The following is a 22,022-nucleotide window of genomic DNA, read 5'->3' as shown; positions in this document are numbered from 1 at the left end:
CATGTTCAGCACCGCCTTTCTGGATCTCCCCCCGCTGCAGGGAGCCGCCGGAACGGTGGCCCTGCCGGGGTCCAAGAGCATCTCCAACCGCGTGCTGCTGCTGGCGGCGCTGTCGGCCGGCCGGACCGTCGTGCACGACGTGCTGGACTCCGACGACACCCGCGTGATGCTGGCCGCGCTGCAGGCGCTGGGGTGCGGCATCGCGCGCGAGGGCAACCGCGTCGCGGTCACCGGCCTGGCCGGCCGGCTGGCCAATACCCGCGCCGAGCTGTTCATGGGCAACGCCGGCACCGCGATCCGGCCGCTGACGGCCGTGCTGGCCGTGCTCGGCGGCGACTTCCGGCTGACCGGCGTGCCACGCATGTACGAGCGGCCGATCGGCGACCTGGTCGACGCGCTGACCCAGCTCGGCTGCGCCGTCGCCTATGCCGGCAACCACGGCTATCCGCCGCTGCAGATCGGCACGCCGGCCGAGCTGCGCCTGGCCGACCCGATCCGCGTGCGCGGCGACGTGTCCAGCCAGTTCCTGACGGCGCTGCTGCTGGCGCTGCCGCTGGTCGCGCGGCAGGACATCGTGGTCGAGGTCGTCGGCGAGCTGATCTCCAAGCCCTACGTGGAGATCACGCTGAACCTGCTGGCGCGCTTCGGCATCGCCGTGCGGCGCGAGGGCTGGCAGCGCTTCACGATCCCCGCCGGCAGCCGCTACCAGTCGCCCGGCGAGATCCACGTGGAGGCCGACGCTTCCTCGGCCAGCTACTTCGTCGCGCTCGGCGCGATCGCCGCCGCGCCCGGCCAGCCGCTGCGCATCGAAGGCGTGGGCGCGGCCTCGATCCAGGGCGACATCCGCTTCGTCGAAGCCGCCGAAGCCATGGGCGCGGCGGTCGAGGCCGGCCCGAACTGGCTGGCCGTGTCGCGCGGCGCTTGGCCCCTGAAGCCGATCGACCGGGATTGCAACCACATCCCGGACGCCGCGATGACGCTGGCCGTCATGGCCCTGTACGCCGACGGCCCGAGCCGGCTGACCAACATCGCCAGCTGGCGCGTCAAGGAGACCGACCGCATCGCCGCGATGGCGGCCGAGCTGCGCAAGTTCGGCGCCGAGGTCGAGGAAGGCCCGGACTTCCTCGCCATCGTGCCGCCACCGCCGGACCGGCCCTGGCCGCCCGCCGCCATCCACACCTACGACGACCACCGCGTCGCGATGTGCTTCTCGCTGGCCGCGTTCCACCCGCTGCGCCCCGGTGCCGCCCCGTCCGACGCGCCGGTGCGCATCCTGGACCCGAAGTGCGTGGCCAAGACCTTCCCGGACTATTTCGAGGCGCTGCTGGCGGTCTGCCGCGCGCCTGCCGAGCAAGTGCCCGTGCTGTGCATCGACGGGCCGACCGCCTCGGGCAAGGGCACGGTGGCGGCTGCGGTCGCGCAGCGGCTGGGCTACCACTTCCTCGATTCCGGCGCGATGTACCGGATCACGGCGCTGGCCGCGCTGCAGGCCGGCCATCCGATCGCGCCCGAAGGCGAGGCCGCGATCGCCCGCATGGCCGCGACGCTACCGGTGCGCTTCGAGAACGGCCGCATCCGGCTGGCCGACGAGGACGTGACCGACGCCATCCGCACCGAGGAGGCCGGCATGAACGCCTCCAGGGTGTCGGCGCTGCCGGCCGTGCGCGCGGCGCTGGTCGACCTGCAACTGGGCTTCCGCCGCCTGCCCGGCCTGGTGGCCGACGGCCGCGACATGGGCACGGTGATCTTCCCGGGCGCCCCGCTCAAGGTGTTCCTGACCGCCAGCGCCGAGCGGCGCGCCGAGCGGCGGCATAAACAGCTGATTTCCAAAGGGATTGCGACTACAATCGCCAGCCTTCGCGCGGACCTGGAAGCACGCGACGCCCGGGACCGGTCCCGGCCCGTCGCCCCCTTGAAGCCCGCTGCCGACGCCCTCATCCTGGACAACTCCGATCTGACAGTCGACGACTGCGTGGATCGGGTGCTGGCCTGGTGGGACCGACGGCAGGGTTTTTCCGGCTCCTGAAGTCCGCCGAAGAACAGGTCCATCGCGCCAGCACGCGCAGCAAGCGCAACGCGCGATGGTGGTGCAACCCAACCGTCGCGGGACGCTCCCCGCAACCTCACCGCCACGACAGTCTTAGAAACCGGCGCAATGGTGCGCAGGTAGAACCTGCTCCGTGGTCAAGGAATCACATGTCTGAATCTTTTGCCGATCTGTTCAACGAATCGCTGCAGCGCACGGAAACGCGCGTCGGCGAAGTCGTGACCGCCGAGGTCGTCCGCATCGAGCACAACTACGTCGTCGTCAACGCCGGGCTGAAGTCCGAGTCGTACGTGCCGATCGACGAGTTCAAGAACGACCAGGGCGAAGTCGAGGTGGAGATCGGCCAGTTCGTGCCGGTGGCCATCGTCGCCATCGAGAACGGCTACGGCGACACCATCGTCAGCCGCGACACCGCCAAGCGCCTGGCCTCGTGGATGGCCCTGGAGAAGGCGCTGGAGTCCGGCGAGTTCGTCACCGGCACGACCAGCGGCAAGGTCAAGGGCGGCCTGACGGTGCTGGTCAACGGCATCCGCGCCTTCCTGCCCGGCTCGCTGATCGACACGCGCCCGGTCAAGGACCTGACGCCCTACGAGAACAAGACCCTGGAATTCAAGGTCATCAAGCTCGACCGCAAGCGCAACAACGTGGTGCTGTCGCGCCGCGCCGTGGTGGAAGCCTCCATGGGCGAGGAACGCGCCAAGCTGATGGAGACGCTGAAGGAAGGCGCCATCGTGCAGGGCGTGGTCAAGAACATCACCGAATACGGTGCGTTCGTCGACCTGGGCGGCATCGACGGCCTGCTGCACATCACCGACATGGCCTGGCGCCGCGTGCGCCACCCGAGCGAGGTGGTGCAGGCCGGCCAGGAAATCACGGCCAAGATCCTCAAGTTCGACACCGAGAAGAACCGCGTCTCGCTGGGCCTCAAGCAGATGGGCGACGACCCGTGGCTGGGCGTGTCGCGCCGCTATCCGCAGGGCACGCGCCTGTTCGGCCGCGTCACCAACATCGCCGACTACGGCGCCTTCGTCGAGCTGGAACCCGGCATCGAGGGCCTGGTGCACGTGTCCGAGATGGACTGGACCAACAAGAACATCGCGCCCTCCAAGCTGGTCTCGCTGGGCGACGAGGTCGAGGTCATGGTCCTGGAGATCGACGAGGACAAGCGCCGCATCAGCCTGGGCATGAAGCAGTGCAAGCCCAACCCCTGGCAGGAATTCGCGCAGAACACCAAGCGCGGCGACCGCGTCAAGGGCCCGATCAAGTCGATCACCGACTTCGGCGTGTTCGTCGGCCTGGCCGCCGGCATCGACGGTCTGGTGCACCTGTCCGACCTGTCCTGGAACGAGCCCGGCGAATCGGCCGTGCGCAACTACAAGAAGGGCCAGGAAGTCGACGCCATCGTGCTGGCCGTGGACGTGGACCGCGAGCGCATCTCGCTGGGCATCAAGCAGCTCGACGGCGACCCGTTCACGACCTTCGTGACGGTCAACGACAAGGGCCAGACCGTGACCGGCAAGGTCAAGAACGTGGACCCGCGCGGCGCCGAGATCGACCTGGGCGGCGACGTGGTCGGCTACCTGCGTGCCTCCGAAATCAGCCGCGACCGCGTCGAAGACGCGCGCAACGTGCTGAAGGAAGGCGACGAGGTCACGGCCGTGGTCGTCAACGTGGACCGCAAGACGCGCAACATCCAGCTGTCCATCAAGGCCAAGGATGCCGCCGACCAGAACGAGGCCATGGCTTCCCTGGCCCAGCAGTCGGCGCGCGAGAACGCCGGCACCACCAGCCTGGGCGCCCTGCTGCGCGCCAAGCTGGACAGCAACAGCGGCAACAACTGATCCAGCGTTGCCCCGGTGCGGCGGCCCTTCCGGGGGCCGCCGCCGGCCCGGTCCCGAAGCAGAACGATATCCATGACCCGATCCGACCTCGTTGAGGAACTGGCCGCCCGCTTCGGCCAGCTGACGCACCGCGACGCCGAACACGCGGTCAAGACCATCCTGGAAGCGATCGGCGACGCGCTGGTCAAGGGCCACCGCGTGGAGATCCGCGGCTTCGGCAGCTTCTCTATCAGCCGCCGCCCGCCGCGCATGGGCCGCAACCCGCGCAGCGGCGAGGCCGTGGCCATCCCCGAGAAACGCGTGCCGCACTTCAAGCCCGGCAAGGCGCTGCGCGAGGCCGTGGACCGCAAAACGGCCGGCCGCGACCCGGGCTGACCGCCTCTTCGGGCTGCGGAGCCCGACCGTAGAATGCCTCCGATGAGGACATTCGCTTCATGAAGAATCTGGTGTGGCTGCTCAAGTGGATACTGAAGGCAGCCATTTTTTTTACCCTGTTCGCGTTCGCGTTGAACAACCAGCAGGAAGGCGCGGTCCGCTTCTTCTTCGGCACCGAGTGGCGCGCGCCGATGGTGCTGGTGGTGCTGGCCGCGTTCGCACTGGGCTTGGCAGCGGGCGTGCTGGCGATGCTGCCGGGCTGGTGGCAGCGGCGCAAGAAGACACGCAGCGTCGCGGACGAGCCCGCCGCCGCGGCCCCGCCACCGGCACCGGCCGCCCCGGTCGCCGCCGAAGCCGCGACGGACACCGCCCTGGCCAGCATCCCGCGCCATGGACTTTGACATCGGCCTGATCCTGCTGGCCGTGCTGGTGGCCTTCGTGCTGGGCTGGCTGGCCTCGCGGCTGGACCTGCGCCAGATGCGCATCGAGAACCGGCGCGCACCCAAGGCCTATTTCAAGGGCCTGAACTACCTGCTCAACGAACAGCAGGACCAGGCCATCGACGCCTTCATCGAAGCCGTCCAGAAGGACCCCGACACCACCGAGCTGCACTTCGCGCTCGGCAACCTGTTCCGCCGCCGCGGCGAGTACCAGCGCGCCGTGCGCGTGCACGAACACCTGCTCTCGCGCGCCGACCTCACGCCCGCCGACCGCCAGCGCGCCCAGCACGACCTGGCACTGGACTTCCTGAAGGCCGGCCTGCTCGACCGCGCCGAGGACGCGCTGCGCAAGCTCGAAGGCAGCCGGTACGAGCCCCAGGCGCTGCTGGCGCTGCTGGCGATCTACGAGCGCTCGCGCGACTGGCCGCAGGCCACCGAGATCGCGCAAAAGCTGCAGGACCACGGCGAAGGCAGCTTCGGCGGCCGTATGGCGCACTACCTGTGCGAGCAGGCCGCGGCCCGCAACGCCGCCGGCGAGACCGATACCGCCGCGCAGCTGCTGCAGCGGGCGATCCAGACCGCGCCGCAGGCGCCGCGCCCGCGCATCGACCTGGCGCTGATGCGGGTCAGGGCCGGGCAGCACGCCCAGGCGCTGGAAGGCCTGCTCGCGCTCGGCGAGGCCGCCCCGCAGGCCATGCCGCTGATCGCCCAGGTGCTGGCGCAGTCCGCCAGCGCGTGCGGCGAGGCCGGCCGTGCGTTGGCCGCGCTGCAGGCCAGCTACGCGCAATTCGCCTCGCTAGACGTGCTGGACGCCATCGTCGCCCTGGAGAGCGCCGACGCCGGCCGCGCCGACGCCGCGCGCCAGCGCTACCTGCAGCACCTGGAGCGCGAGCAGTCGCTGGTCGCCACCGCGCGCTGGCTGGCCGGCGAGAAGCTGGAGCACGAACAGTTCCATCCCCAGGTGCAGCGCGCGATCGAGCACGCCACGCGCCCGCTCACGCGCTACCGCTGCGCCGCCTGCGGCTTCGAGGCCAAGCAGCATTTCTGGCAATGCCCGGGCTGCCAGGCCTGGGACAGCTACCCGCCGCGGCGGGTGGAGGAACTATGACGCCCACGGCCGCGCTGCTGCGCCATCCCCTGCCGACCCGCGAACAGCTCGCCGAAGCCCGCGTGCTGGTGGTCGGCGACGCGATGCTGGACCGCTACTGGTACGGCGCGGTCGACCGCATCTCGCCCGAGGCGCCGGTGCCGGTGGTGCGCGTCACACGCGAGGAGGAGCGCATCGGCGGCGCCGCCAACGTGGCCTACAACATCGTCACGCTGGGCGCACAGGCCGCGCTGCTGTCGGTCGTCGGCGAGGACGAGGCCAGCCACCGGCTGGAGCAACTGGTGGCCGCCACCGGCATCGCGCCCCATTTCGGCCGCGATCCGCGCATGCGCACCACGGTCAAGCTGCGCGTGATCGGCCGCCAGCAGCAGTTGCTGCGCATGGACTTCGAGACCACGCCCGAGCACGAGACGCTGGCCTCGCAGTCGGCCCGCTTCGCCGAGCTGCTGCCGCAGCACGCGGCCGTGCTGTTCTCCGACTACGGCAAGGGCGGCCTGGCGCACGTGGAGCAGATGATCGCGGCCGCCTGCGCGGCCGGCAAGGCGGTGCTGATCGACCCCAAGGGCAGCGACTATTCGCGCTACCGCGGCGCCACGCTGATCACGCCGAACCGCGCCGAGCTGCAGCAGGTGGTGGGCAGCTGGCGCAGTGAGGACGAGCTGCGCGAGAAGGCCCAGGGGCTGCGCCGCCAGCTGGCGCTGCAGGGCCTGCTGCTGACGCGCAGCGAGGAAGGCATGACGCTGTACGACGCGCACGGCGACACCCACGTGGCGGCCCGGGCGCGCGAGGTGTTCGACGTGACCGGCGCCGGCGACACCGTGATCGCGACCATGGCCGCGCTGGTCGCCGCCGGCTGCAGCCTGCGCGACGCCATGCCGCTGGCCAACAAGGCCGGCGCCGTCGTGGTCGGCAAGTTCGGCACGGCCACGGCCAGCTACGACGAACTGTTCGGGAGCGAATGAGATGACGAGATACGTGGTCACCGGCGCGGCCGGTTTCATCGGCAGCAACATCATCAAGGGCCTGAACACCCGCGGCGAGACCGATGTCATCGCGGTCGACGACCTGACCCAGGGCGACAAGTTCCGCAACCTGGTGGATCTGCAGATTTCCGACTACGTGGACGCGGGCGACTTCTACGACCGCTTCGACCAGGGCCGGTACGGCTGCGTCGAGGCCGTGTTCCACGAGGGTGCCTGCAGCGACACCATGGAGACCAACGGCCAGTACATGATGGCCAACAACTACACGCTGACCTGCCGGCTGTTCGAGGCCTGCCAGCGCCAGCGCACGCGGCTGCTGTACGCCTCCTCGGCCGCGACCTACGGCGGCTCCGCCGTGTTCCGCGAGGAGCCGGCCAACGAGACGCCGCTGAACGTCTACGGCTATTCCAAGCTGCTGGTCGACCAGCACCTGCGCCGCGCGCTGGGCATGCAGTTCGAGCGCGCGCGCGTCCAGGTCGTCGGCTTTCGCTACTTCAACGTCTACGGTCCGCGCGAGCAGCACAAGGGCCGCATGGCCAGCGTGGCCTTCCACCAGTACCACCAGTTCAAGGCCGAGGGCCAGGTGCGGCTGTTCGGCGAATACGGCGGCTACGGGCCGGGCGAGCAGGAGCGCGATTTCGTCTACGTGGACGACGTGGTCGCCGTGAACCTGTGGTTCCTCGACCATCCGGACCGCTCGGGCCTGTTCAACCTGGGAACCGGCCGTGCCCAGCCGTTCAACGACGTGGCGCTGGCCGTGGTCAACGCCCGCGGCGCGCAGCTGACGCTGGAACAGGCGCGGCAGCGCGACGCCATCGTCTACACCGCCTTCCCCGACGCGCTGCGCGGCAAGTACCAGTGCCATACCCAGGCCGACCTGACGGCGCTGCGCGCAGCCGGCTGCACGCACGAATTCCTCGACGTGCAGGCCGGCGTGACGGCCTACATGCAGGCGCTGGCGCTGGCCGGCGCTTGAGCGGCCGGAGCGGGCTGGCGTCCGCTCAGCGCCGCCAGCCGCCCCCGCGATGCCGGGGCCCGTGGAACCGCGGTGGCGGCGGGCCGTAGGGCCCGCCATAGAACACCGGCCGCGGCGCATAGACCGCCGGCGGCGGCATGTAGACCACCGGCGGTGGCGCGACCACCACCCGCGGGGCGTAATAGACAGGCGGTGGCGACCGGTAGTAGCGCGGCGCCACGTATACCGGCGGCGCCATGTAGACCGGTGCATTGCCGACGACGACCTGCGCCCCGGGTGCGCCAACGCCGACCGACCACACCACGCCGTGCGCCTGCGCCGGTCCGGCGGCTGCCAGCAGCGCCGCGGCCGTCGCGGCGCCGGCCAACCATTTCCCGAGATACGGGGACATCATGTGCTCCTTTTCGACAGCGTATTGGAACGCGGCAGCCTGTCGTAGTTGCCAGGCATCCGGTTAAAGGCTTGACCAGACGTAACAATCTCGCCCCGCCTCCTAGAATCCATGGCATGAATTCCCCTGCGTCCGCGCCGACCGAACACAAGCACAGCAACTTCCTGCGCCAGATCATCGAACACGACCTCGCGCAAGGCACCTACGCCGGCCGCCACTGGGGCGGCAGCCCCGGCGACGCCGCCCACCACGCCCAGGGGCCGCTCGACCCCGCGCCCGTGCGGCTGCGTTTCCCGCCCGAGCCGAACGGCTACCTGCACGTGGGCCATGCCAAGAGCATCTGCCTGAACTTCGGGCTGGCGCGCGACTACGGCGGCATCTGCCACCTGCGCTTGGACGACACCAATCCCGAGAAGGAAGACGAAGAGTACGTGCGCGGCATCATCGATGCCGTGCGCTGGCTGGGCTTCACCTGGGAAGCCGGTGGCGCCAGCCACCTCTACCAGGCCAGCGACTACTTCGACTTCATGTACCGCGCGGCCGAATACCTGGTGCAGGCCGGCCATGCCTACGTGGACGAGCAGACGCCCGAGCAGATGCGCGCCAGCCGCGGCGACTTCACCACGCCCGGCACCGACAGCCCGTTCCGCAGCCGCACGCCCGCGGAGAACCTCGCCCGCCTGCGCGAGATGCGCGACGGCAAGCTGGACGACGGCGCCGCCGTGCTGCGCGCGAAGATCGACATGGCCAGCCCCAACATCAACATGCGCGACCCGGCGATCTACCGCATCCGCCGCGCCACGCACCACAACACGGGCGACCGCTGGTGCATCTATCCGATGTACACCTACGCGCACCCGATCGAGGACGCGCTGGAGCAGATCACGCACAGCATCTGCACGCTGGAGTTCGAGGACCAGCGCCCGTTCTACGACTGGGTGCTGGAACGCCTGATCGAAGGCGGCCTGCTGGCCGCGCCGCCGCCGCGGCAGTACGAGTTCGCGCGGCTGAACCTCAGCTACGTGATCACCAGCAAGCGCAAGCTCGCCCAGCTGGTGAACGAAGGCCGCGTCAGCGGCTGGGACGACCCGCGCATGCCCACCATCCTCGGCCTGCGCCGGCGCGGCTACACGCCCGAGGCGCTCCAGCTGTTCGCCGAGCGCATCGGCGTCACCAAGAGCGACAGCTGGATCGACTACAGCACGCTGGAAGGCGCGCTGCGCGACACGCTGGATGCCACGGCCACGCGCGCGATGGCGGTGCTCGACCCGGTCAGGCTCGTCATCACGAACTGGGACGCGCTGCACGGCGCCGGCACGCTGGACGCGTGCAGCGCGCCGGCGAACCCGCACGATCCGCACCAGGGCCGGCGCTCCTTCCAGTTCGGCAAGGAACTGTGGATCGAGCGCACGGACTACGAGGACCGGCCGCCCAAGGGCTTCCACCGCCTGTATCCGCCGCAGCCGCAGGCCGATGGCAGCGTCAAGCCCGGCAACCGCGTGCGCCTGAAGTACGGCCACGTCGTGCAGTGCACGGGCGCGGTACGCGATGCCCAGGGCCGGCTGGTCGAGGTCCACGCCGAACTGGTGCCCGACACCAAGAGCGGCACGCCGGGCGCCGATGCCGTCAAGGTCAAGGGCGTGATCACCTGGGTCGGCGTGCACGACGCCGTGCCGGCCGAGATCCGGCTGTACGAGCGGCTGTTCAACGACCCGCACCCGGACGCCGGCGGCAAGAACTTCCTGGACAGCCTGAACCCCGACAGCCTGCGCACCGTGCAGGCCTATCTGGAGCCGGACATGGCGCGCGCCGGCGTGGACGACCGCTTCCAGTTCGAGCGGCACGGCTACTTCGTCGCCGACCGGCACGACCACCACCCGGACCGGCCGGTGTTCAACCGCACGACCAGTTTGAAGGACAGCTGGGGCAAATGAGAAAAGGCCGGGATCGCCCGGCCTTTCTTCTTCGCCCGCGCCCCGCGCGGCGACGGTCATTGCGGCTGGAAGCCGCTCTCCTTGATGATCCTGGCCCACACCCTGGTGTAGGCGCGCTCGCGGCTGGCCAGCTGCTGCTGGGGCATGTAGCCCACGGTCAGGCCCATGGCCGTCAGCTTCTCGCGCACGTCGGGCAGTGCGACGACCTTGGCCAGCGCGGCCGAGAAGCGGTCGATCGCGGCCTGCGGCGTGCCCGCCGGCGCGAACACGCCGTAGTACGGCACGTCCTCGAACCCGGCCACGCCCAGTTCGGCGAACGTCGGCACCTCGGGCATCGCGGCCTGGCGCGCGGAGCCCAGCACGGCGACGACGCGGATCTTGCCGGCCTTGTGGTTCTCGATGAAGTCGGGAATGGAGCCGGTGCCTGCGCTGATCTGGTTGCCCAGCATGTCGGCGATCATCGGCGCACTGCCGCGGTAGGGCGCGGCCTGCAGGTCCATCTTGTATTTGTCGGCCAGGATCTTCACGAGGAACTCCGGCACCGAGGTCGGCGCCGGCACGCCGATGGTGCCCCGGCCACCCTGGCTCCTGACCCAGTTCAGGTACTCGGGCAGGGACCTGGCTGGCGTGCCGCCGGAGACGGCCAGCGCGTTCACGAAGGTCGCGAAACCGGCCACGGCGACGAAATCCCTGGCCGGATCGAAGCCGGCGTTCTTGGTCACCAGCGGCAGGATGGAGATCGTGTGGTCGTGCGAGAGGAAGAAGGTCGTGCCGTCCGGCGCAGCCGCCTTCAGCGCATGGGCGGCGATCTGGCCGCCAGCGCCGCCGCGGTTGTCCACGATCACGTTCTGGCCGAGCTCGCCCTGCAGCTTGTCGGCCAGCAGCCGTGCGATCGCATCGGTGCCGCCGCCGGCCGGGAAGCCGACCAGGATGCGCACGGTCTGCTGGGCCTGGGCCGCACCGGCCGCCAGCAAAGCGCCGACGGCCAGCGCCTGGCACAGGCGTCTACGGATCAGGGACGAAAAGCTCATGCGGTCTCCACGGACGGATGGCAAATAACGGATCGGGGCGAAAAGCAGGAACGATACCAGAGCCCTCTCCCCGGCTTCGGTGCGGTTCCTGCGGACGCCTGCGCCGGCTGCGGCACACTGGCGGCCGAAAGGAGATCCCCATGCAAGTGCAAGTGAACACGACCGGCCTGCCCAACAAGGAGTCGCTGGACCGTTGGGCCGAGAACTATCTGCACGAGGAGCTGGCGCGCTTCCGCCAGGACCTGACCCGCATCGAAGTGCATCTGTCCGAGGAAAGCGCGGCCAAGGGCGGCGCAGCCACCAAGCGCTGCACGATGGAAGCCCGGCTGGCGCACCACCAGCCGCTGGCCGTGCACCACGACGGCGACAACCAGGACGCGGCCCTGCGCGGCGCCACCGAAAAGCTCAAGCGCCTGGTCGAGAGCACGGTCGAGCGCGAGCGCGACAAGAGCCACCGCGAGCGCGACTCCATCCGCAAGGAAAGCCCGTGAGCCGGCAACCGGCCGGGCGCAGCGCGGACCTGGCCTGGAAGAGCGGGATATGCATCGCCATCGGGCTGGTGGTGCTGCTGGCGCCGCGCTTCATGGGCCCGACGCCGCTGCACGACATGATCGCGCAGTCGTCGGTGGTCGGCTGGTTCGCGCTGGTGCTGGGCCTGGCCTTCGGCGTCCTGTACCTGCGCCACCGCTGACGCTCAGATCGCCGCGGCCGGCACCGCGCGGTCGCGGCGGCGCGAGCCGAGGCCCAGCCGCTCGGGCCGCAGGTATTCCTCGCGGTACACGTCGAAGGGCATGGTGTCGGCGGCCTCGATGCGCTTTTGCTCCTCGATCGAGGCGGCCGAGGCCTCGGCGAAACGCCGGCGCAGCACCTCCGGGAACGGCAGCCCCAGCAGCCGTGCCTGCGTGGACTGCGAGCGTTCCAGCACGAAGTGCGCGAAGCTGCCACCGTGCTCGCGCTCGATGTGCTGCAGCACGCGGGCCGACGGCAGCGTCTGCGGCGCCAGCACGGCGGCACGCGCGGCCGCCACCGCCTGCGCATGCGCCTGCCCGCCGTGCGCGGCATCCAGCCGGGCGGCGATCGGCCGGCATTCGTCGATGAGTTCCAGCGCCCATTCCGCCAGCGGCCGTTCGCGCCGGCCCTGCTCCAGCAGCAGGCCGCTCTCGCGCCCGCGCGCGGCCACGCGGTGCTGGTTGCGCGCCAGCGCGGCGATCTCCTGCGGCGTGTCGGGCGGGCTGTCGCTGAGCAGGCAGTGCAGCAGGAACACGTCCAGGAAGCGCATGGTCGTGGCCGAGATGCCCAGCGGCTCGAACGGGTCCAGGTCCATCAGGCGGACCTCGACGTACTCCACGCCGCGCTCGCGCAGCGCATGCAGCGGACGCTCGCCCGGGAAGATCGTGCGCTTGGGCCGGATCGTGCCGTAGAACTCGTTCTCGATCTGCAAGAGGCTGGTGGCGAGCTGGTTGTAGTCGCCGCCGGGGTTGCGGATGCCGACCGCCTCGTAGGGCGGATAGGGCTGGGTCAGCGCCTGCTGCAGCGAGGCACCGTAGCCCTCCAGGCTGTTGTAGCTGACGGCCAGCGAGGACTGCGCGTCGCTCTGGTAGCCCAGCCGCCCCATGCGCAGCGAGGTCGCGTGCGGCAGGTGCATGCTGCACTCGCCCAGCGGCAACAGGCCGTGGTCGCGCCCGTCGACGAAGCTGCCGCACACGGCCGGCGACGCGCCGAACAGCACCAGCGGCAGGAAGGCATGGCGGCGGAAGTTGCGGATCAGGCCGAAGTAGGCCTCGCTCGTGACGCCGGGCATCGACCAGTTGTAGTGGATGCCCGAGATGGTCTGCATGCGCCGGCCGTAGCGGTGGCCCAGGCCCATGCGGTAGACGCTCTTGGCGCGGCCGACGTTGGATGCGCCGTAGCGGCCGATCGGGATGGTCTCGTCGGTCGGCAGGCCGCAGGGCATGCTGGAGACCCACAGCATCTCCTCGCCCTGCTCGCGCAGCACGTGGTAGACGTACTGGTGCACCTCGGCCAGTTCCTGCAGGCAGGCCTCGGCGCTGGCGTGCACGCCGGTGATCAGCTCCAGCTGCGATTCGCTGAAGTCGGTGGTGATGTGCGAATGCGTCAACGCCGAGCCCAGCGCCGCCGGATGCGGCGTCAGCGCCAGGCTGCCGTCCGGATTGGCGCGCAGGCTTTCCTTCTCAAGCCCGCGCCGGATGCCGCGCAGTCGTTCGTGGGTGAGGGCGCCCGCGCGCTCCGTGAGGGGCGTGCTGGCATGCAAGGTCGTTGTGGCCATGTCGTTTCAAGCCCCGGAATCTGTCAGGGGCCGGAAGGTATCACAGGCCTGCCGGCGCTGCAGGCGGGGCCCGAGCAGCCCCGGCGCACGCGGGTTCAGCGCTGCTGCAGGGCGCGGGCGACCTCGCGCTGGCCTTGTTCGGAACCGCTCTGCGGCACGGTCTCGCCCTCGCGTGCGCACACTTGCTCCAGCCGCTCGGCCAGCTGTTCCGGCGCATCCGGGCCAGTGCCGATCCAGGCGCCCTGCGTCAGCGTCACGTGGGCCGACTCGAACGCCCCGGCACCGGCGCACAGGATGGTGCGCGTGGGCGCCTGCTCGGATGCCAGCACCAGCATGGCCGGCACCACCGCGGCCGGATCCAGCGCCTGCAGCACCTGCTCGGGCAGCAGGCCCTCGGTCATGCGCGTGGCGGCGGTCGGCGCCAGGCTGTTGACGCGGATGCCGTGCTTGGCGCCTTCCAGCGCCAGCGTCTGCATCAGCCCGACCAGGGCCATCTTGGCCGCGCCGTAGTTGGCCTGGCCGAAGTTGCCGTACAGGCCGGAGGACGAGCTGGTCATCACGATGCGGCCGTACTTCTGCTCCGTCATCAGCGGCCAGACGGCCTTGCAGCAGTGCACCGCGCCCATCAGGTGCACGTCCAGCACGAGCCGGAAGTCGGCCAGGTCCATCTTGGCGAAGGTCTTGTCGCGCAGGATGCCGGCGTTGTTGACCAGGATGTCGACGCGGCCCCAGGCCTCGACGGCCTGGCGCACCATGGCCGACACGGCCTCGTAGTCCGTCACCGAGGCGCCGCTGGCCAGCGCCTGGCCGCCGGCGGCGACGATCTCGTCGGCCACGGCCTGCGCGGCGCTGGTCGAACCGCCGCTGCCGTCGCGCGCGCCGCCCAGGTCATTGACCAGAACGCGCGCGCCGCGCGCCGCCAGCGCCAGCGCATGCTGGCGGCCCAGGCCGCCGCCGGCCCCGGTCACGATGGCCACGCGGCCCTTGAAATCCAGTCCCATTGCAGGCTCCTCTGTCCTTGAAAGCTGTGCGACACCGGCGCACCATCGCCTCTGCTAGCCTTGCGCCAGCAAAGCCGCCCGACTGTACTGGAGACAACGGACCCCCCATGGAACTGAACATGCACCCCATCCACACCCCGGCGCTCCCGGCCGCCACGCTGATCATGCTGCGTGACGGCCCGGCCGGCATCGAAGTGCTGCTGGTGCGGCGCCACGGCAACTCGGCCCTGCTGGGCGGCGCCTACGTGTTCCCCGGCGGCAAGCTCGACGCGGCCGACACGGAGCTCGACCCCGCCCTGCACCTGGACCAGCCGCCCGACCAACTGCGCGCCAGCCTGCACGACGCCGAACTCGAGGCGCCCCAGGCCGCCGGCCTGTACGTGGCGGCCGTGCGCGAGGCCTTCGAGGAAGCCGGCGTGCTGCTGGCCGCCGGCCCCGGCGGCACCGCGCCCGACCTGCCCCGGGCCGCGGCGCTGCTGAAGGACGACACGCCGTTCAACGCGATGCTGGCCCGGCTCGACTTGCGCGTGCAGACGCAGTGGCTGGTGCCCTGGGCGCGCTGGATCACGCCGCGCCTGCCCTCGGTGATGAACAAGCGCTTCGACACCCGCTTCTTCGCCGCCGTGGTCCCGGCCGAGCAGGTCGCCCGGCACGACGACTACGAGACGGTCGAAACCGCCTGGCTGACTCCGCGCACGGCGCTGCAGCGCTACTGGGACGGCGAGATCGAAATGGCGCCGCCGCAGATCATGACGCTGGCGCAGCTGTCGCACCATGCCAGCGCCGGCGCGGCACTGGCCGCCGCACGGGCCGGCCGGCCGCCGGTGATCCAGCCGGAAAGCATCCACGAGGACGGCGTGCGCGTGGTCTGCTACCCGGGCGACGCCTGCCACCCGGTCGCCGAGCGCGCACTGCCCGGGCCGACGCGGCTGCGCTGGCAGAACAAGCGCTTCGAGCCGATCGACGGCTTCGAGGCGCTGTTCGGCTGAACCTCCTTCCACCACGATCCGCCCCATGCTGCTGACCCCCGCCTCGTTCACGCCCCTGCTGGCCGCCCGCGACCAGGAAACCGCACTGAACTTCGTGTTCTGCGGCGACGAACTGCTGGTCGCCGAAGCGGACCTGGCGCTGCCCGACGCCGCGGCCCTGGCCTGGATGGAACTGCGCGCCACGGAGTTCCTGCCGGTCGGCCTGCTCGGCGCCGCCTACTGCCGGGTGGCCTGGCGCCCGCGCGGCATCGACGTGCCGCCCGGCTACCAGACGCGCCGGCTGCGTGCGCTGTTCGGCGCCATCGACGACGGCCTGCTGGCCGTGGCCGGCCGCGCCTGGCAGATCGCCGAATGGGCCCGCACCCACCGCTTCTGCGGCGCCTGCGGCGGGCCGACCGCGCCGCTCGCGGGCGAGCGCTGCATGCGCTGCCCGGCCTGCGGACATGCGGCCTATCCGCGCATCTCGCCGGCGATGATGGTGCTGGTGCGGCGCGGCCCGTCCATCCTGCTGGCGCGGCACCGCAACTCGCCGTCGGGCTTCTTCACGGCGCTGGCCGGCTTCCTGGAAGCCGGCGAATCGGTCGAGGATGCGGTGCACCGCGAAGTGCAGGAGGAAGTCGGCCTCTCGGTGCGCGAGCTGCGCTACTTCGCGAGCCAGTCGTGGCCGTTCCCGCATTCGCTGATGCTGGCATTCACCGCCGAATACGCCGGCGGCACGCTGCGGCTGGACGAGCACGAGATCGCCGAAGCGGTCTGGGTCGGGCCCGGCGAGCCGATGCCGCCGATTCCGCCGCGGCTGTCCATCGCCGCGCAACTGATCGAAGCCCACCTACCGGGATCGTCGCCGGACCGCTAGAGCGCCCTGGCCGGCGCCGCTGCTCAGCGCCGGCGCAGCGTCAGCAGCCAGGCCAGCGTGGCACAGCAGGCCACCAGGGCCGCATAGCCGGCGATGCTGCCGTCGCGGCCCAGGATCCACAGCGCCCCCAGCAGCGCCAGCACGCCGGCCGCGCTGACCAGCAGCCATTGCGCCCACCAGCGCATGCCCCCACCGCCCCCCAGCAGCCGCGCCGCCAGCGTGGTGCCCAGGGCCACGCAGACGGCGGGCATCACGAAGCCCCCGACATGCAGCAGCGCGACGACGACGTCCATGGCAAGCGAGCAGGACTTGATCGGGATCAAGCCAGGAAAGAAGGGGCCGGATTTTATAATCCGACCCATGTCTGTCTGGGCCCTCGGCATCAACCACACGACCGCGCCGCTGGACCTGCGCGGGCGTTTCGCGTTCGCCCTGGACCAGATCGCCCCGACGCTGCACGGCCTGCGCTCGGCGTTGTCCGGCCGCACCGCGCGCGGACCCGAGGCCGCCCTGATCTCCACCTGCAACCGCACCGAGATCTACTGCGCCGCCGACCCCCAGGCCGTGGACCACACCATGGAATGGATGGCGCAGGCCGGCGGCGTCTCGCCGGCGCTGCTGCGCTCGCACGCCTACACGCTGCACGACGGCCTGGCCGCGCGCCACGTGTTCCGCGTGGCCAGCGGCCTGGACTCCATGGTGCTGGGCGAGGCGCAGATCCTCGGCCAGATGAAGGACGCCGTGCGCGTGGCCGACCAGGCCGGCGCGCTGGGCACCACGCTGAACCAGCTGTTCCAGCGCTCCTTCGCGGTCGCCAAGGAGGTACGCACCGCCACCGAGATCGGCACCCACTCCATCAGCATGGCCGCCGCCGCCGTGCGCCTGGCCTCGCAGCTGTTCGAGGACCTGCGCGAGGTGCGCGTGCTGTTCGTCGGCGCCGGCGAGATGATCGAACTGGCCGCCACGCATTTCGCGGCCCGGAGCCCCCGGGCCATCGCGATCGCCAACCGCACGCTGGAGCGCGGCGAGAAGCTGGCCGGCCGCTTCGGCGGCGAGGTCATGCGCCTGGCCGACCTGCCCGCCCGCCTGCACGAATTCGACGCCGTGGTCAGCTGCACCGCCAGCACGCTGCCCATCATCGGCCTGGGCGCGGTGGAGCGTGCGCTGAAGCAGCGCCGGCACCGCCCGATGTTCATGGTCGACCTGGCCGTGCCGCGCGACATCGAGCCCGAGGTCAAGAGCCTGGAGGACGTGTTCCTCTACACCGTGGACGACCTGGCCAGCGTGGTGCAAACCGGCCAGGCGCAGCGCCAGGCGGCCGTGGCCCAGGCCGAGGTCATCATCGACGCCGGGGTGCAGAGCTTCCTGCACTGGATGGGCCAGCGCGACCCGGTGCACGGCGTGGTGCCGCTGATCCGCCAGCTGAACCAGCAGGCCGACGCCTGGCGCCAAGCCGAGCTGGCGCGCGCACGCAGGCTGCTGGCGCGCGGCGAAGACGTGGACGCCGTGCTCGAGGCCCTGTCGCGCGGCCTGACGCAGAAGATGCTGCACGGCGCCATGGCCGAGCTGCACGCCGGCGAAGGCACTGCGCGCGAGCACGCGGCCGAAACCATCTCCCGCCTGTTCCTGCGCAAGGAACGTTAGCGGCGCCCCTGCGCCGCCGGCCCCGCGCTGCGCGAGGCCCTCTTGCCGCCAGCCCGGGCGGCGTTTCACCGGAATTCCTCTTGAAGCCCTTTCTCCGCCAACAACTCGAGCGCTATGCGCTGCGCCTGTCCGAGCTGGACTTCCTGCTGTCGCGCCCGGACATCATGGCCGACATGAAGCAGTTCATGGCCCTGTCGCGCGAGCACGCCGACGTGGCGCAGGTCGCCGGCCGCTATGCCCGCCACCAGCAGCGCGCAGCCGACCTGGCCGCTGCGCGCGAGATGCTGGCCGACCCCGAAATGGCCGAGATGGCGCAGGAGGAGATCGCCGGCGCCGAGGCCGAGCTCGCGCGGCTGGAGGACGAGCTGCAGCGCATGCTGCTGCCCAAGGATCCGGACGACGCACGCGCCGCCTTCCTCGAAATCCGCGCCGGCACCGGCGGCGACGAGTCGGCGCTGTTCGCCGGCGACCTGCTGCGCATGTACACCCGCTACGCCGAGCGGCAGGGCTGGAAGGTCGAGCTGATCAGCGAATCGCCGAGCGAGCTGGGCGGCTACAAGGAAGTCGTGGCCCGGATCGACGGCGAGCAGGTCTACGGCCACCTGCGCTTCGAGTCCGGCGGCCACCGCGTGCAGCGCGTGCCGGCGACCGAGACGCAGGGCCGCATCCACACCAGCGCCTGCACCATCGCCGTGCTGGCCGAACCCGATGAGGCCCAGGCCGTGCAGCTGAACCCGGCCGAGCTGCGCATCGATACCTTCCGCGCCAGCGGCGCCGGCGGCCAGCACATCAACAAGACCGACTCGGCCGTGCGCATCACCCACCTGCCGACCGGCATCGTGGCCGAATGCCAGGACGACCGCTCCCAGCACCGCAACAAGGCCAAGGCCCTGCAGGTGCTGCTGGCCCGCCTCCAGGACAAGGAGCGCAGCGAGCGCGCCGCCAAGGACGCCGCCGAGCGCAAGGGACTGATCGGCAGCGGCGACCGCAGCGACCGGATCCGCACCTACAACTTCCCGCAGGGGCGGCTAACCGACCACCGGATCAACCTCACGCTGTACAAGCTGGCCTTCATCATGGACGGGGATCTGGACGAGGTGGTCCGGGCGCTGCGCGCCGCGCGCGAGGCCGAGCAGCTGGCCGAGCTGGAAGTGGGCGCGGCCGCATGACGCTGGCCGACGCGCTGGCCGCGGCCGCCGCGCAGGGCCTGGCCCGGCTGGACGCCCAGCTGCTGCTGCTGCACGCGCTGGGTCGCGATCCGCTGGACCGGGCCTGGCTGCTGGCGCACGACGCGGACGCGCTGGACCCTGCCGCGGCGCAGCACTTCCAGGCGCTGTGCGCGCGCCGCCGGGCCGGCGAGCCCGCCGCCTACCTGCTGGGCCACAAGGAGTTCTTCGGCCTGCCGCTGCGGGTCGACGCCCGCGTGCTGGTGCCGCGGCCCGATACCGAGACGCTGGTCGAATGGGCGCTGGAGCACCTGCCCCGGCAGGGACGGGTGATCGACCTGGGCACCGGCAGCGGCGCGGTCGCGCTGGCGCTGGCGCAGCGCCGGCCCGATGCGACCGTCACGGCCACCGACCGCAGCGCCGATGCGCTGGCCGTGGCCCGCGCCAACGCCGCGCGGCTGGGCCTGCCGGTGCGCTTCCTGCACGGCGACTGGCTGCAGAGCATCGACGAGCGCTTCGACCTGATCGTCTCCAACCCGCCCTACATCGCGCCGGGCGATCCGCACCTGGCCGCGCTGACCCACGAGCCCCAGGCCGCGCTGGTCGCAGCCGAGGCCGGCCTCGGCGACCTGCGCCGCATCATCGCCTCGGCCGGCCGCTGCCTGCGCCCGGGCGGGTGGCTGCTGCTGGAGCACGGGCACGACCAGGCCGCAGCCGTCCTCGCCCTGCTGGCCGGCCACGGCTTCGCGGCCGTGGGCAGCCGCAGCGACCTGGCGGGCATCGCGCGCTGCTCCGGCGGCCAGTGGCCGATCCACGGATAATCGCCGCCTGCATTTCGCCGCGAGGATTCCATGAACGACACCCAACAACGCATCGCCGACCTGGTCCAGTCCAACGACATCCTGCTGTTCATGAAGGGCACGGCCAGCTTTCCGATGTGCGGCTTCTCCGGCCGTGCGATCCAGGTGCTGAAGGCCTGCGGCGTGGACGCCAAGGACATCCGGACCGTCAATGTGCTGGAAGACGACGCCATCCGCCAGGGCATCAAGGAATACAGCAACTGGCCCACGATCCCGCAGCTCTACGTCAAGGGCGAGTTCATCGGCGGCTCGGACATCATGATGGAGATGTACCAGTCCGGCGAGCTCCAGCAGGTGCTGGGCACGGCCGCCGCCTGACCCCGCCGCCGTGCCGGCGCCGCGTTGTCGGCTGGCACGGCTTATGCTGAAATTCCGTCACCTCTTTCGTCTCTCATGCAAGGAGCCTCGATGGAATCGCTCAGCACTGCCTTGACGACCACGCCCCTGCACCTGCCGGTGGCCAGCATGCGCAGCGTCTACCAGACCCAGGACGTCGAGCGCCGGCTGGCCAAGCTCCAGTCCAAGGAGCACGACCACCTGCGCAGCACCTACGAGCGCATGCTGGAACGCGGCCCCGAGCGCTTCCAGGTCAAGCCGTCCGGCTTGCCGGAGATGTCCGCGCTCTACCAGAGCCTGCCCAACTTCACCGAGGCGCTGGACGATGTGCGCCGGCACGTCGCACTCGCGCAGGACAGCTCCGACGGCCTGGAAGTCACGCCCATGCTGCTGCTGGGCCCGCCCGGCATCGGCAAGACCCACTTCGCGCGCAAGCTGGCCGAACTGCTGGGCACGGGCATGAACCTGTTGCCGATGAGCTCGATGACGGCCGGCTGGCTGCTGTCCGGCGCCTCCTCGCAATGGAAGGGGGCCAAGCCCGGCAAGGTGTTCGAGGCGCTGGTCGACGGCCAGTACGCCAACCCGGTGCTGGTGGTCGACGAGATCGACAAGGCCGGCACCGACGCGCAGTACGACCCGCTGGGCGCGCTGTACAGCCTGCTGGAGCACGACACGGCGCAGAGCTTCGTCGACGAGTTCGCCGAGGTCGCGATCGATGCGAGCCAAGTCATCTGGATCACCACGGCCAACGACGAGCGCACCATCCCCGAACCGATCCTGAACCGCATGAACGTGTTCAGCATCCCGGCGCCCAGCCCCGGGCAGGCGCGCCAGATCGCCGGCCAGCTGTACGCCGCGATCCGGGCCGAGCATGGCTGGGGCCGGCAGTTCCAGCCCGAGCCGGCCGCCGACGTGCTGGACGTGCTGGCGGAACTGGCGCCGCGCGAGATGCGCCGCGCACTGATGACGGGCTTCGGCAATGCGCGCCTCGACGGCCGCGACCAGATCCGCGTGGACGACCTGCCGCGTCCACCGGCCGCCAAGAGCCGCATCGGCTTCGTGCACTGAGCAGCCGGGCCTGAGACCGGCGGCGGCGGGCCGATGGCTACGCCGCCGCGCCGAGATTCCAGCGCCTGCGAGCCGCCAGCACCGCGTTCGGGTACGGCGCCTGGCCACGCGAGCCGTTGTAGCGCCCCAGGCCCAGGAACAGGTCGCCGCCCTCCCGGTCGAGGTAGTGCCGCAGGATCACGCAGCCGAAGCGCAAATTGGTCTGCATGTGGAACAGGCGGCTGGCATCGCCATCGGCCAGCACGCGGGTCCAGAACGGCATCACCTGGGTGTAGCCACGGGCGCCGGCGATGCTGATCGCAAAGCGCCGGAAGTTGCTCTCCACCTCGATCAGGCCCAGCACCAGCGCGGTGTCGAGCCCGGCGCGGCGGCTTTCGTACCAGACGGTGTCGAGGAATTCGCGCCGCTCGGTCGCGTCCGGCTTGCGGGGCATGAGGCGCTGGCTCGCAGCGCCCAGCCAGCGCAGATAGGCCAGGCGGGCGTCGGTGCTGTCGAACTCGGGGACGGGCGGCGCGGCATGGGCGACAGCGGCGCTGAGCGCACCGCGGACCGCATCCGCCAACGGCTCCTCCAGCTGCCCGCCCGCATGGGCGCTCGCCCCGTGGCCGATCAGGCCGATGCCCAGGGCGCTCCCCAGGACGGAACGGCGGGATAGTCCAGAGGCGGCAGGCGAAGCGGCGTTCAACTCA

The 22,022-nt window shown here is 71.0% G+C and carries 23 protein-coding genes; 17 read left to right on the top strand and 6 right to left on the bottom strand.

Annotated features, from left to right (window positions below; genetic code table 11):
• The first annotated feature begins 1 nt into the window (after position 1).
• The 7 genes from QM782_RS14160 (at position 2) to rfaD (ending at position 7,770) form a co-directional block, all read left to right on the top strand.
• Complete coding sequence (locus tag QM782_RS14160) at positions 2-2,026, top strand: bifunctional 3-phosphoshikimate 1-carboxyvinyltransferase/cytidylate kinase (RefSeq protein ID WP_415203543.1); 2,025 nt, start codon at positions 2-4, stop codon at positions 2,024-2,026.
• Positions 1,993-3,888 (top strand): 30S ribosomal protein S1, encoded by a 1,896-nt coding sequence (gene rpsA, locus QM782_RS14155; protein WP_415203542.1) that lies wholly within the window; start codon positions 1,993-1,995, stop codon positions 3,886-3,888. Before QM782_RS14160 ends, rpsA begins: the two co-directional genes overlap by 34 nt.
• A 72-nt stretch (positions 3,889-3,960) precedes the next feature.
• Positions 3,961-4,263: an integration host factor subunit beta gene (locus QM782_RS14150; RefSeq protein WP_415203541.1), complete on the top strand. Its 303-nt coding sequence runs from the start codon at positions 3,961-3,963 to the stop codon at positions 4,261-4,263.
• A gap of 59 nt (positions 4,264-4,322) precedes the next feature.
• The gene (locus QM782_RS14145; protein ID WP_415203540.1) at positions 4,323-4,664 is read left to right on the top strand and encodes a lipopolysaccharide assembly protein LapA domain-containing protein; all 342 of its coding nucleotides are present in this window, start codon (positions 4,323-4,325) and stop codon (positions 4,662-4,664) included.
• On the top strand, positions 4,654-5,811 hold the full coding sequence (lapB, locus tag QM782_RS14140) for a lipopolysaccharide assembly protein LapB (protein ID WP_415203539.1): 1,158 nt from the start codon (positions 4,654-4,656) through the stop codon (positions 5,809-5,811). Before QM782_RS14145 ends, lapB begins: the two co-directional genes overlap by 11 nt.
• On the top strand, positions 5,808-6,773 hold the full coding sequence (gene rfaE1, locus QM782_RS14135; protein WP_415203538.1) for a D-glycero-beta-D-manno-heptose-7-phosphate kinase: 966 nt from the start codon (positions 5,808-5,810) through the stop codon (positions 6,771-6,773). Before lapB ends, rfaE1 begins: the two co-directional genes overlap by 4 nt.
• A 1-nt stretch (position 6,774) precedes the next feature.
• Positions 6,775-7,770, top strand: a complete 996-nt coding sequence (gene rfaD / locus QM782_RS14130; RefSeq protein WP_415203537.1) for an ADP-glyceromanno-heptose 6-epimerase — start codon at positions 6,775-6,777, stop codon at positions 7,768-7,770.
• A gap of 25 nt (positions 7,771-7,795) precedes the next feature.
• Here the strand turns inward: rfaD and QM782_RS14125 are convergent, their stop codons facing one another.
• A complete protein-coding gene (locus QM782_RS14125) occupies positions 7,796-8,161 on the bottom strand; it encodes a hypothetical protein (RefSeq protein WP_415203536.1) in 366 nt (121 codons plus the stop codon).
• Between the two features lie 116 nt (positions 8,162-8,277).
• Here QM782_RS14125 and QM782_RS14120 point away from each other — a divergent pair, with 116 nt between their 5' ends.
• On the top strand, positions 8,278-10,095 hold the full coding sequence (locus QM782_RS14120) for a glutamine--tRNA ligase/YqeY domain fusion protein (RefSeq protein WP_415203535.1): 1,818 nt from the start codon (positions 8,278-8,280) through the stop codon (positions 10,093-10,095).
• A gap of 56 nt (positions 10,096-10,151) precedes the next feature.
• On the opposite strand, the gene QM782_RS14115 is transcribed toward QM782_RS14120, so the two are convergent.
• Entirely contained in the window at positions 10,152-11,126 is a 975-nt protein-coding gene (locus tag QM782_RS14115) for a Bug family tripartite tricarboxylate transporter substrate binding protein (protein ID WP_415203534.1), read from the bottom strand.
• Positions 11,127-11,266: 140 nt separating this feature from the next.
• Here QM782_RS14115 and QM782_RS14110 point away from each other — a divergent pair, with 140 nt between their 5' ends.
• Both QM782_RS14110 and QM782_RS14105 read left to right on the top strand, forming a co-directional pair.
• Positions 11,267-11,617 (top strand): HPF/RaiA family ribosome-associated protein, encoded by a 351-nt coding sequence (locus QM782_RS14110; protein ID WP_415203533.1) that lies wholly within the window; start codon positions 11,267-11,269, stop codon positions 11,615-11,617.
• Positions 11,614-11,817: a hypothetical protein gene (locus QM782_RS14105; protein ID WP_415203532.1), complete on the top strand. Its 204-nt coding sequence runs from the start codon at positions 11,614-11,616 to the stop codon at positions 11,815-11,817. Before QM782_RS14110 ends, QM782_RS14105 begins: the two co-directional genes overlap by 4 nt.
• A gap of 3 nt (positions 11,818-11,820) precedes the next feature.
• Here QM782_RS14105 and gshA read toward each other — a convergent pair whose 3' ends face one another.
• Positions 11,821-13,413: a glutamate--cysteine ligase gene (gshA, locus tag QM782_RS14100; protein WP_415203531.1), complete on the bottom strand. Its 1,593-nt coding sequence runs from the start codon at positions 13,411-13,413 to the stop codon at positions 11,821-11,823.
• 95 nt (positions 13,414-13,508) lie between these two features.
• Positions 13,509-14,414 (bottom strand): SDR family NAD(P)-dependent oxidoreductase, encoded by a 906-nt coding sequence (locus tag QM782_RS14095; protein WP_415203530.1) that lies wholly within the window; start codon positions 14,412-14,414, stop codon positions 13,509-13,511.
• A 119-nt stretch (positions 14,415-14,533) separates the two neighbouring features.
• Here QM782_RS14095 and QM782_RS14090 point away from each other — a divergent pair, with 119 nt between their 5' ends.
• Both QM782_RS14090 and nudC read left to right on the top strand, forming a co-directional pair.
• On the top strand, positions 14,534-15,403 hold the full coding sequence (locus QM782_RS14090) for an NUDIX hydrolase (protein ID WP_415203529.1): 870 nt from the start codon (positions 14,534-14,536) through the stop codon (positions 15,401-15,403).
• A gap of 25 nt (positions 15,404-15,428) precedes the next feature.
• Entirely contained in the window at positions 15,429-16,259 is an 831-nt protein-coding gene (gene nudC / locus QM782_RS14085; protein WP_415203528.1) for an NAD(+) diphosphatase, read from the top strand.
• 23 nt (positions 16,260-16,282) lie between these two features.
• Here nudC and QM782_RS14080 read toward each other — a convergent pair whose 3' ends face one another.
• Positions 16,283-16,552: a hypothetical protein gene (locus QM782_RS14080; RefSeq protein WP_415203527.1), complete on the bottom strand. Its 270-nt coding sequence runs from the start codon at positions 16,550-16,552 to the stop codon at positions 16,283-16,285.
• A 67-nt stretch (positions 16,553-16,619) separates the two neighbouring features.
• Between QM782_RS14080 and hemA the strand changes: the two genes are divergently transcribed.
• From hemA to QM782_RS14055, 5 genes are all read left to right on the top strand, one after another.
• Positions 16,620-17,903, top strand: a complete 1,284-nt coding sequence (gene hemA, locus QM782_RS14075) for a glutamyl-tRNA reductase (protein ID WP_415203526.1) — start codon at positions 16,620-16,622, stop codon at positions 17,901-17,903.
• Between the two features lie 80 nt (positions 17,904-17,983).
• A complete protein-coding gene (gene prfA / locus QM782_RS14070) occupies positions 17,984-19,072 on the top strand; it encodes a peptide chain release factor 1 (protein ID WP_415203525.1) in 1,089 nt (362 codons plus the stop codon).
• Positions 19,069-19,890: a peptide chain release factor N(5)-glutamine methyltransferase gene (gene prmC, locus QM782_RS14065; RefSeq protein WP_415203524.1), complete on the top strand. Its 822-nt coding sequence runs from the start codon at positions 19,069-19,071 to the stop codon at positions 19,888-19,890. Before prfA ends, prmC begins: the two co-directional genes overlap by 4 nt.
• Before the next feature lie 30 nt (positions 19,891-19,920).
• On the top strand, positions 19,921-20,247 hold the full coding sequence (gene grxD, locus QM782_RS14060) for a Grx4 family monothiol glutaredoxin (RefSeq protein ID WP_415203523.1): 327 nt from the start codon (positions 19,921-19,923) through the stop codon (positions 20,245-20,247).
• Positions 20,248-20,337: 90 nt separating this feature from the next.
• Positions 20,338-21,333 carry an AAA family ATPase gene (locus QM782_RS14055; RefSeq protein ID WP_415203522.1) on the top strand — a complete coding sequence of 332 codons (996 nt, stop codon included), beginning with the start codon at positions 20,338-20,340 and terminating at the stop codon, positions 21,331-21,333.
• Between the two features lie 37 nt (positions 21,334-21,370).
• Here the strand turns inward: QM782_RS14055 and QM782_RS14050 are convergent, their stop codons facing one another.
• Complete coding sequence (locus QM782_RS14050; protein ID WP_415203521.1) at positions 21,371-22,018, bottom strand: transglycosylase SLT domain-containing protein; 648 nt, start codon at positions 22,016-22,018, stop codon at positions 21,371-21,373.
• Between the last annotated feature and the right edge of the window lie 4 nt (positions 22,019-22,022).

This window comes from Pseudorhodoferax sp. (assembly GCF_047601025.1).
Taxonomy (GTDB): domain Bacteria; phylum Pseudomonadota; class Gammaproteobacteria; order Burkholderiales; family Burkholderiaceae_C; genus Pseudorhodoferax.
Note: the sequence above shows the minus strand (reverse complement) of the source record. Positions and strands in the feature narration are given on the sequence as shown.

Bases quoted from the DNA above. Each gene is read 5' to 3' on its own strand.
- QM782_RS14160 (WP_415203543.1), top strand. From the start codon at position 2: ATGTTCAGCACCGCCTTTCTGGATCTCCCCCCGCTGCAGGGAGCCGCC.
- QM782_RS14150 (WP_415203541.1), top strand. From the start codon at position 3,961: ATGACCCGATCCGACCTCGTTGAGGAACTGGCCGCCCGCTTCGGCCAG.
- QM782_RS14145 (WP_415203540.1), top strand. From the start codon at position 4,323: ATGAAGAATCTGGTGTGGCTGCTCAAGTGGATACTGAAGGCAGCCATT.
- lapB (WP_415203539.1), top strand. From the start codon at position 4,654: ATGGACTTTGACATCGGCCTGATCCTGCTGGCCGTGCTGGTGGCCTTC.
- rfaE1 (WP_415203538.1), top strand. From the start codon at position 5,808: ATGACGCCCACGGCCGCGCTGCTGCGCCATCCCCTGCCGACCCGCGAA.
- rfaD (WP_415203537.1), top strand. From the start codon at position 6,775: ATGACGAGATACGTGGTCACCGGCGCGGCCGGTTTCATCGGCAGCAAC.
- QM782_RS14125 (WP_415203536.1), bottom strand. From the start codon at position 8,161: ATGTCCCCGTATCTCGGGAAATGGTTGGCCGGCGCCGCGACGGCCGCG.
- QM782_RS14120 (WP_415203535.1), top strand. From the start codon at position 8,278: ATGAATTCCCCTGCGTCCGCGCCGACCGAACACAAGCACAGCAACTTC.
- QM782_RS14115 (WP_415203534.1), bottom strand. From the start codon at position 11,126: ATGAGCTTTTCGTCCCTGATCCGTAGACGCCTGTGCCAGGCGCTGGCC.
- QM782_RS14110 (WP_415203533.1), top strand. From the start codon at position 11,267: ATGCAAGTGCAAGTGAACACGACCGGCCTGCCCAACAAGGAGTCGCTG.
- gshA (WP_415203531.1), bottom strand. From the start codon at position 13,413: ATGGCCACAACGACCTTGCATGCCAGCACGCCCCTCACGGAGCGCGCG.
- QM782_RS14095 (WP_415203530.1), bottom strand. From the start codon at position 14,414: ATGGGACTGGATTTCAAGGGCCGCGTGGCCATCGTGACCGGGGCCGGC.
- QM782_RS14090 (WP_415203529.1), top strand. From the start codon at position 14,534: ATGCACCCCATCCACACCCCGGCGCTCCCGGCCGCCACGCTGATCATG.
- nudC (WP_415203528.1), top strand. From the start codon at position 15,429: ATGCTGCTGACCCCCGCCTCGTTCACGCCCCTGCTGGCCGCCCGCGAC.
- QM782_RS14080 (WP_415203527.1), bottom strand. From the start codon at position 16,552: ATGGACGTCGTCGTCGCGCTGCTGCATGTCGGGGGCTTCGTGATGCCC.
- hemA (WP_415203526.1), top strand. From the start codon at position 16,620: ATGTCTGTCTGGGCCCTCGGCATCAACCACACGACCGCGCCGCTGGAC.
- prmC (WP_415203524.1), top strand. From the start codon at position 19,069: ATGACGCTGGCCGACGCGCTGGCCGCGGCCGCCGCGCAGGGCCTGGCC.
- grxD (WP_415203523.1), top strand. From the start codon at position 19,921: ATGAACGACACCCAACAACGCATCGCCGACCTGGTCCAGTCCAACGAC.
- QM782_RS14055 (WP_415203522.1), top strand. From the start codon at position 20,338: ATGGAATCGCTCAGCACTGCCTTGACGACCACGCCCCTGCACCTGCCG.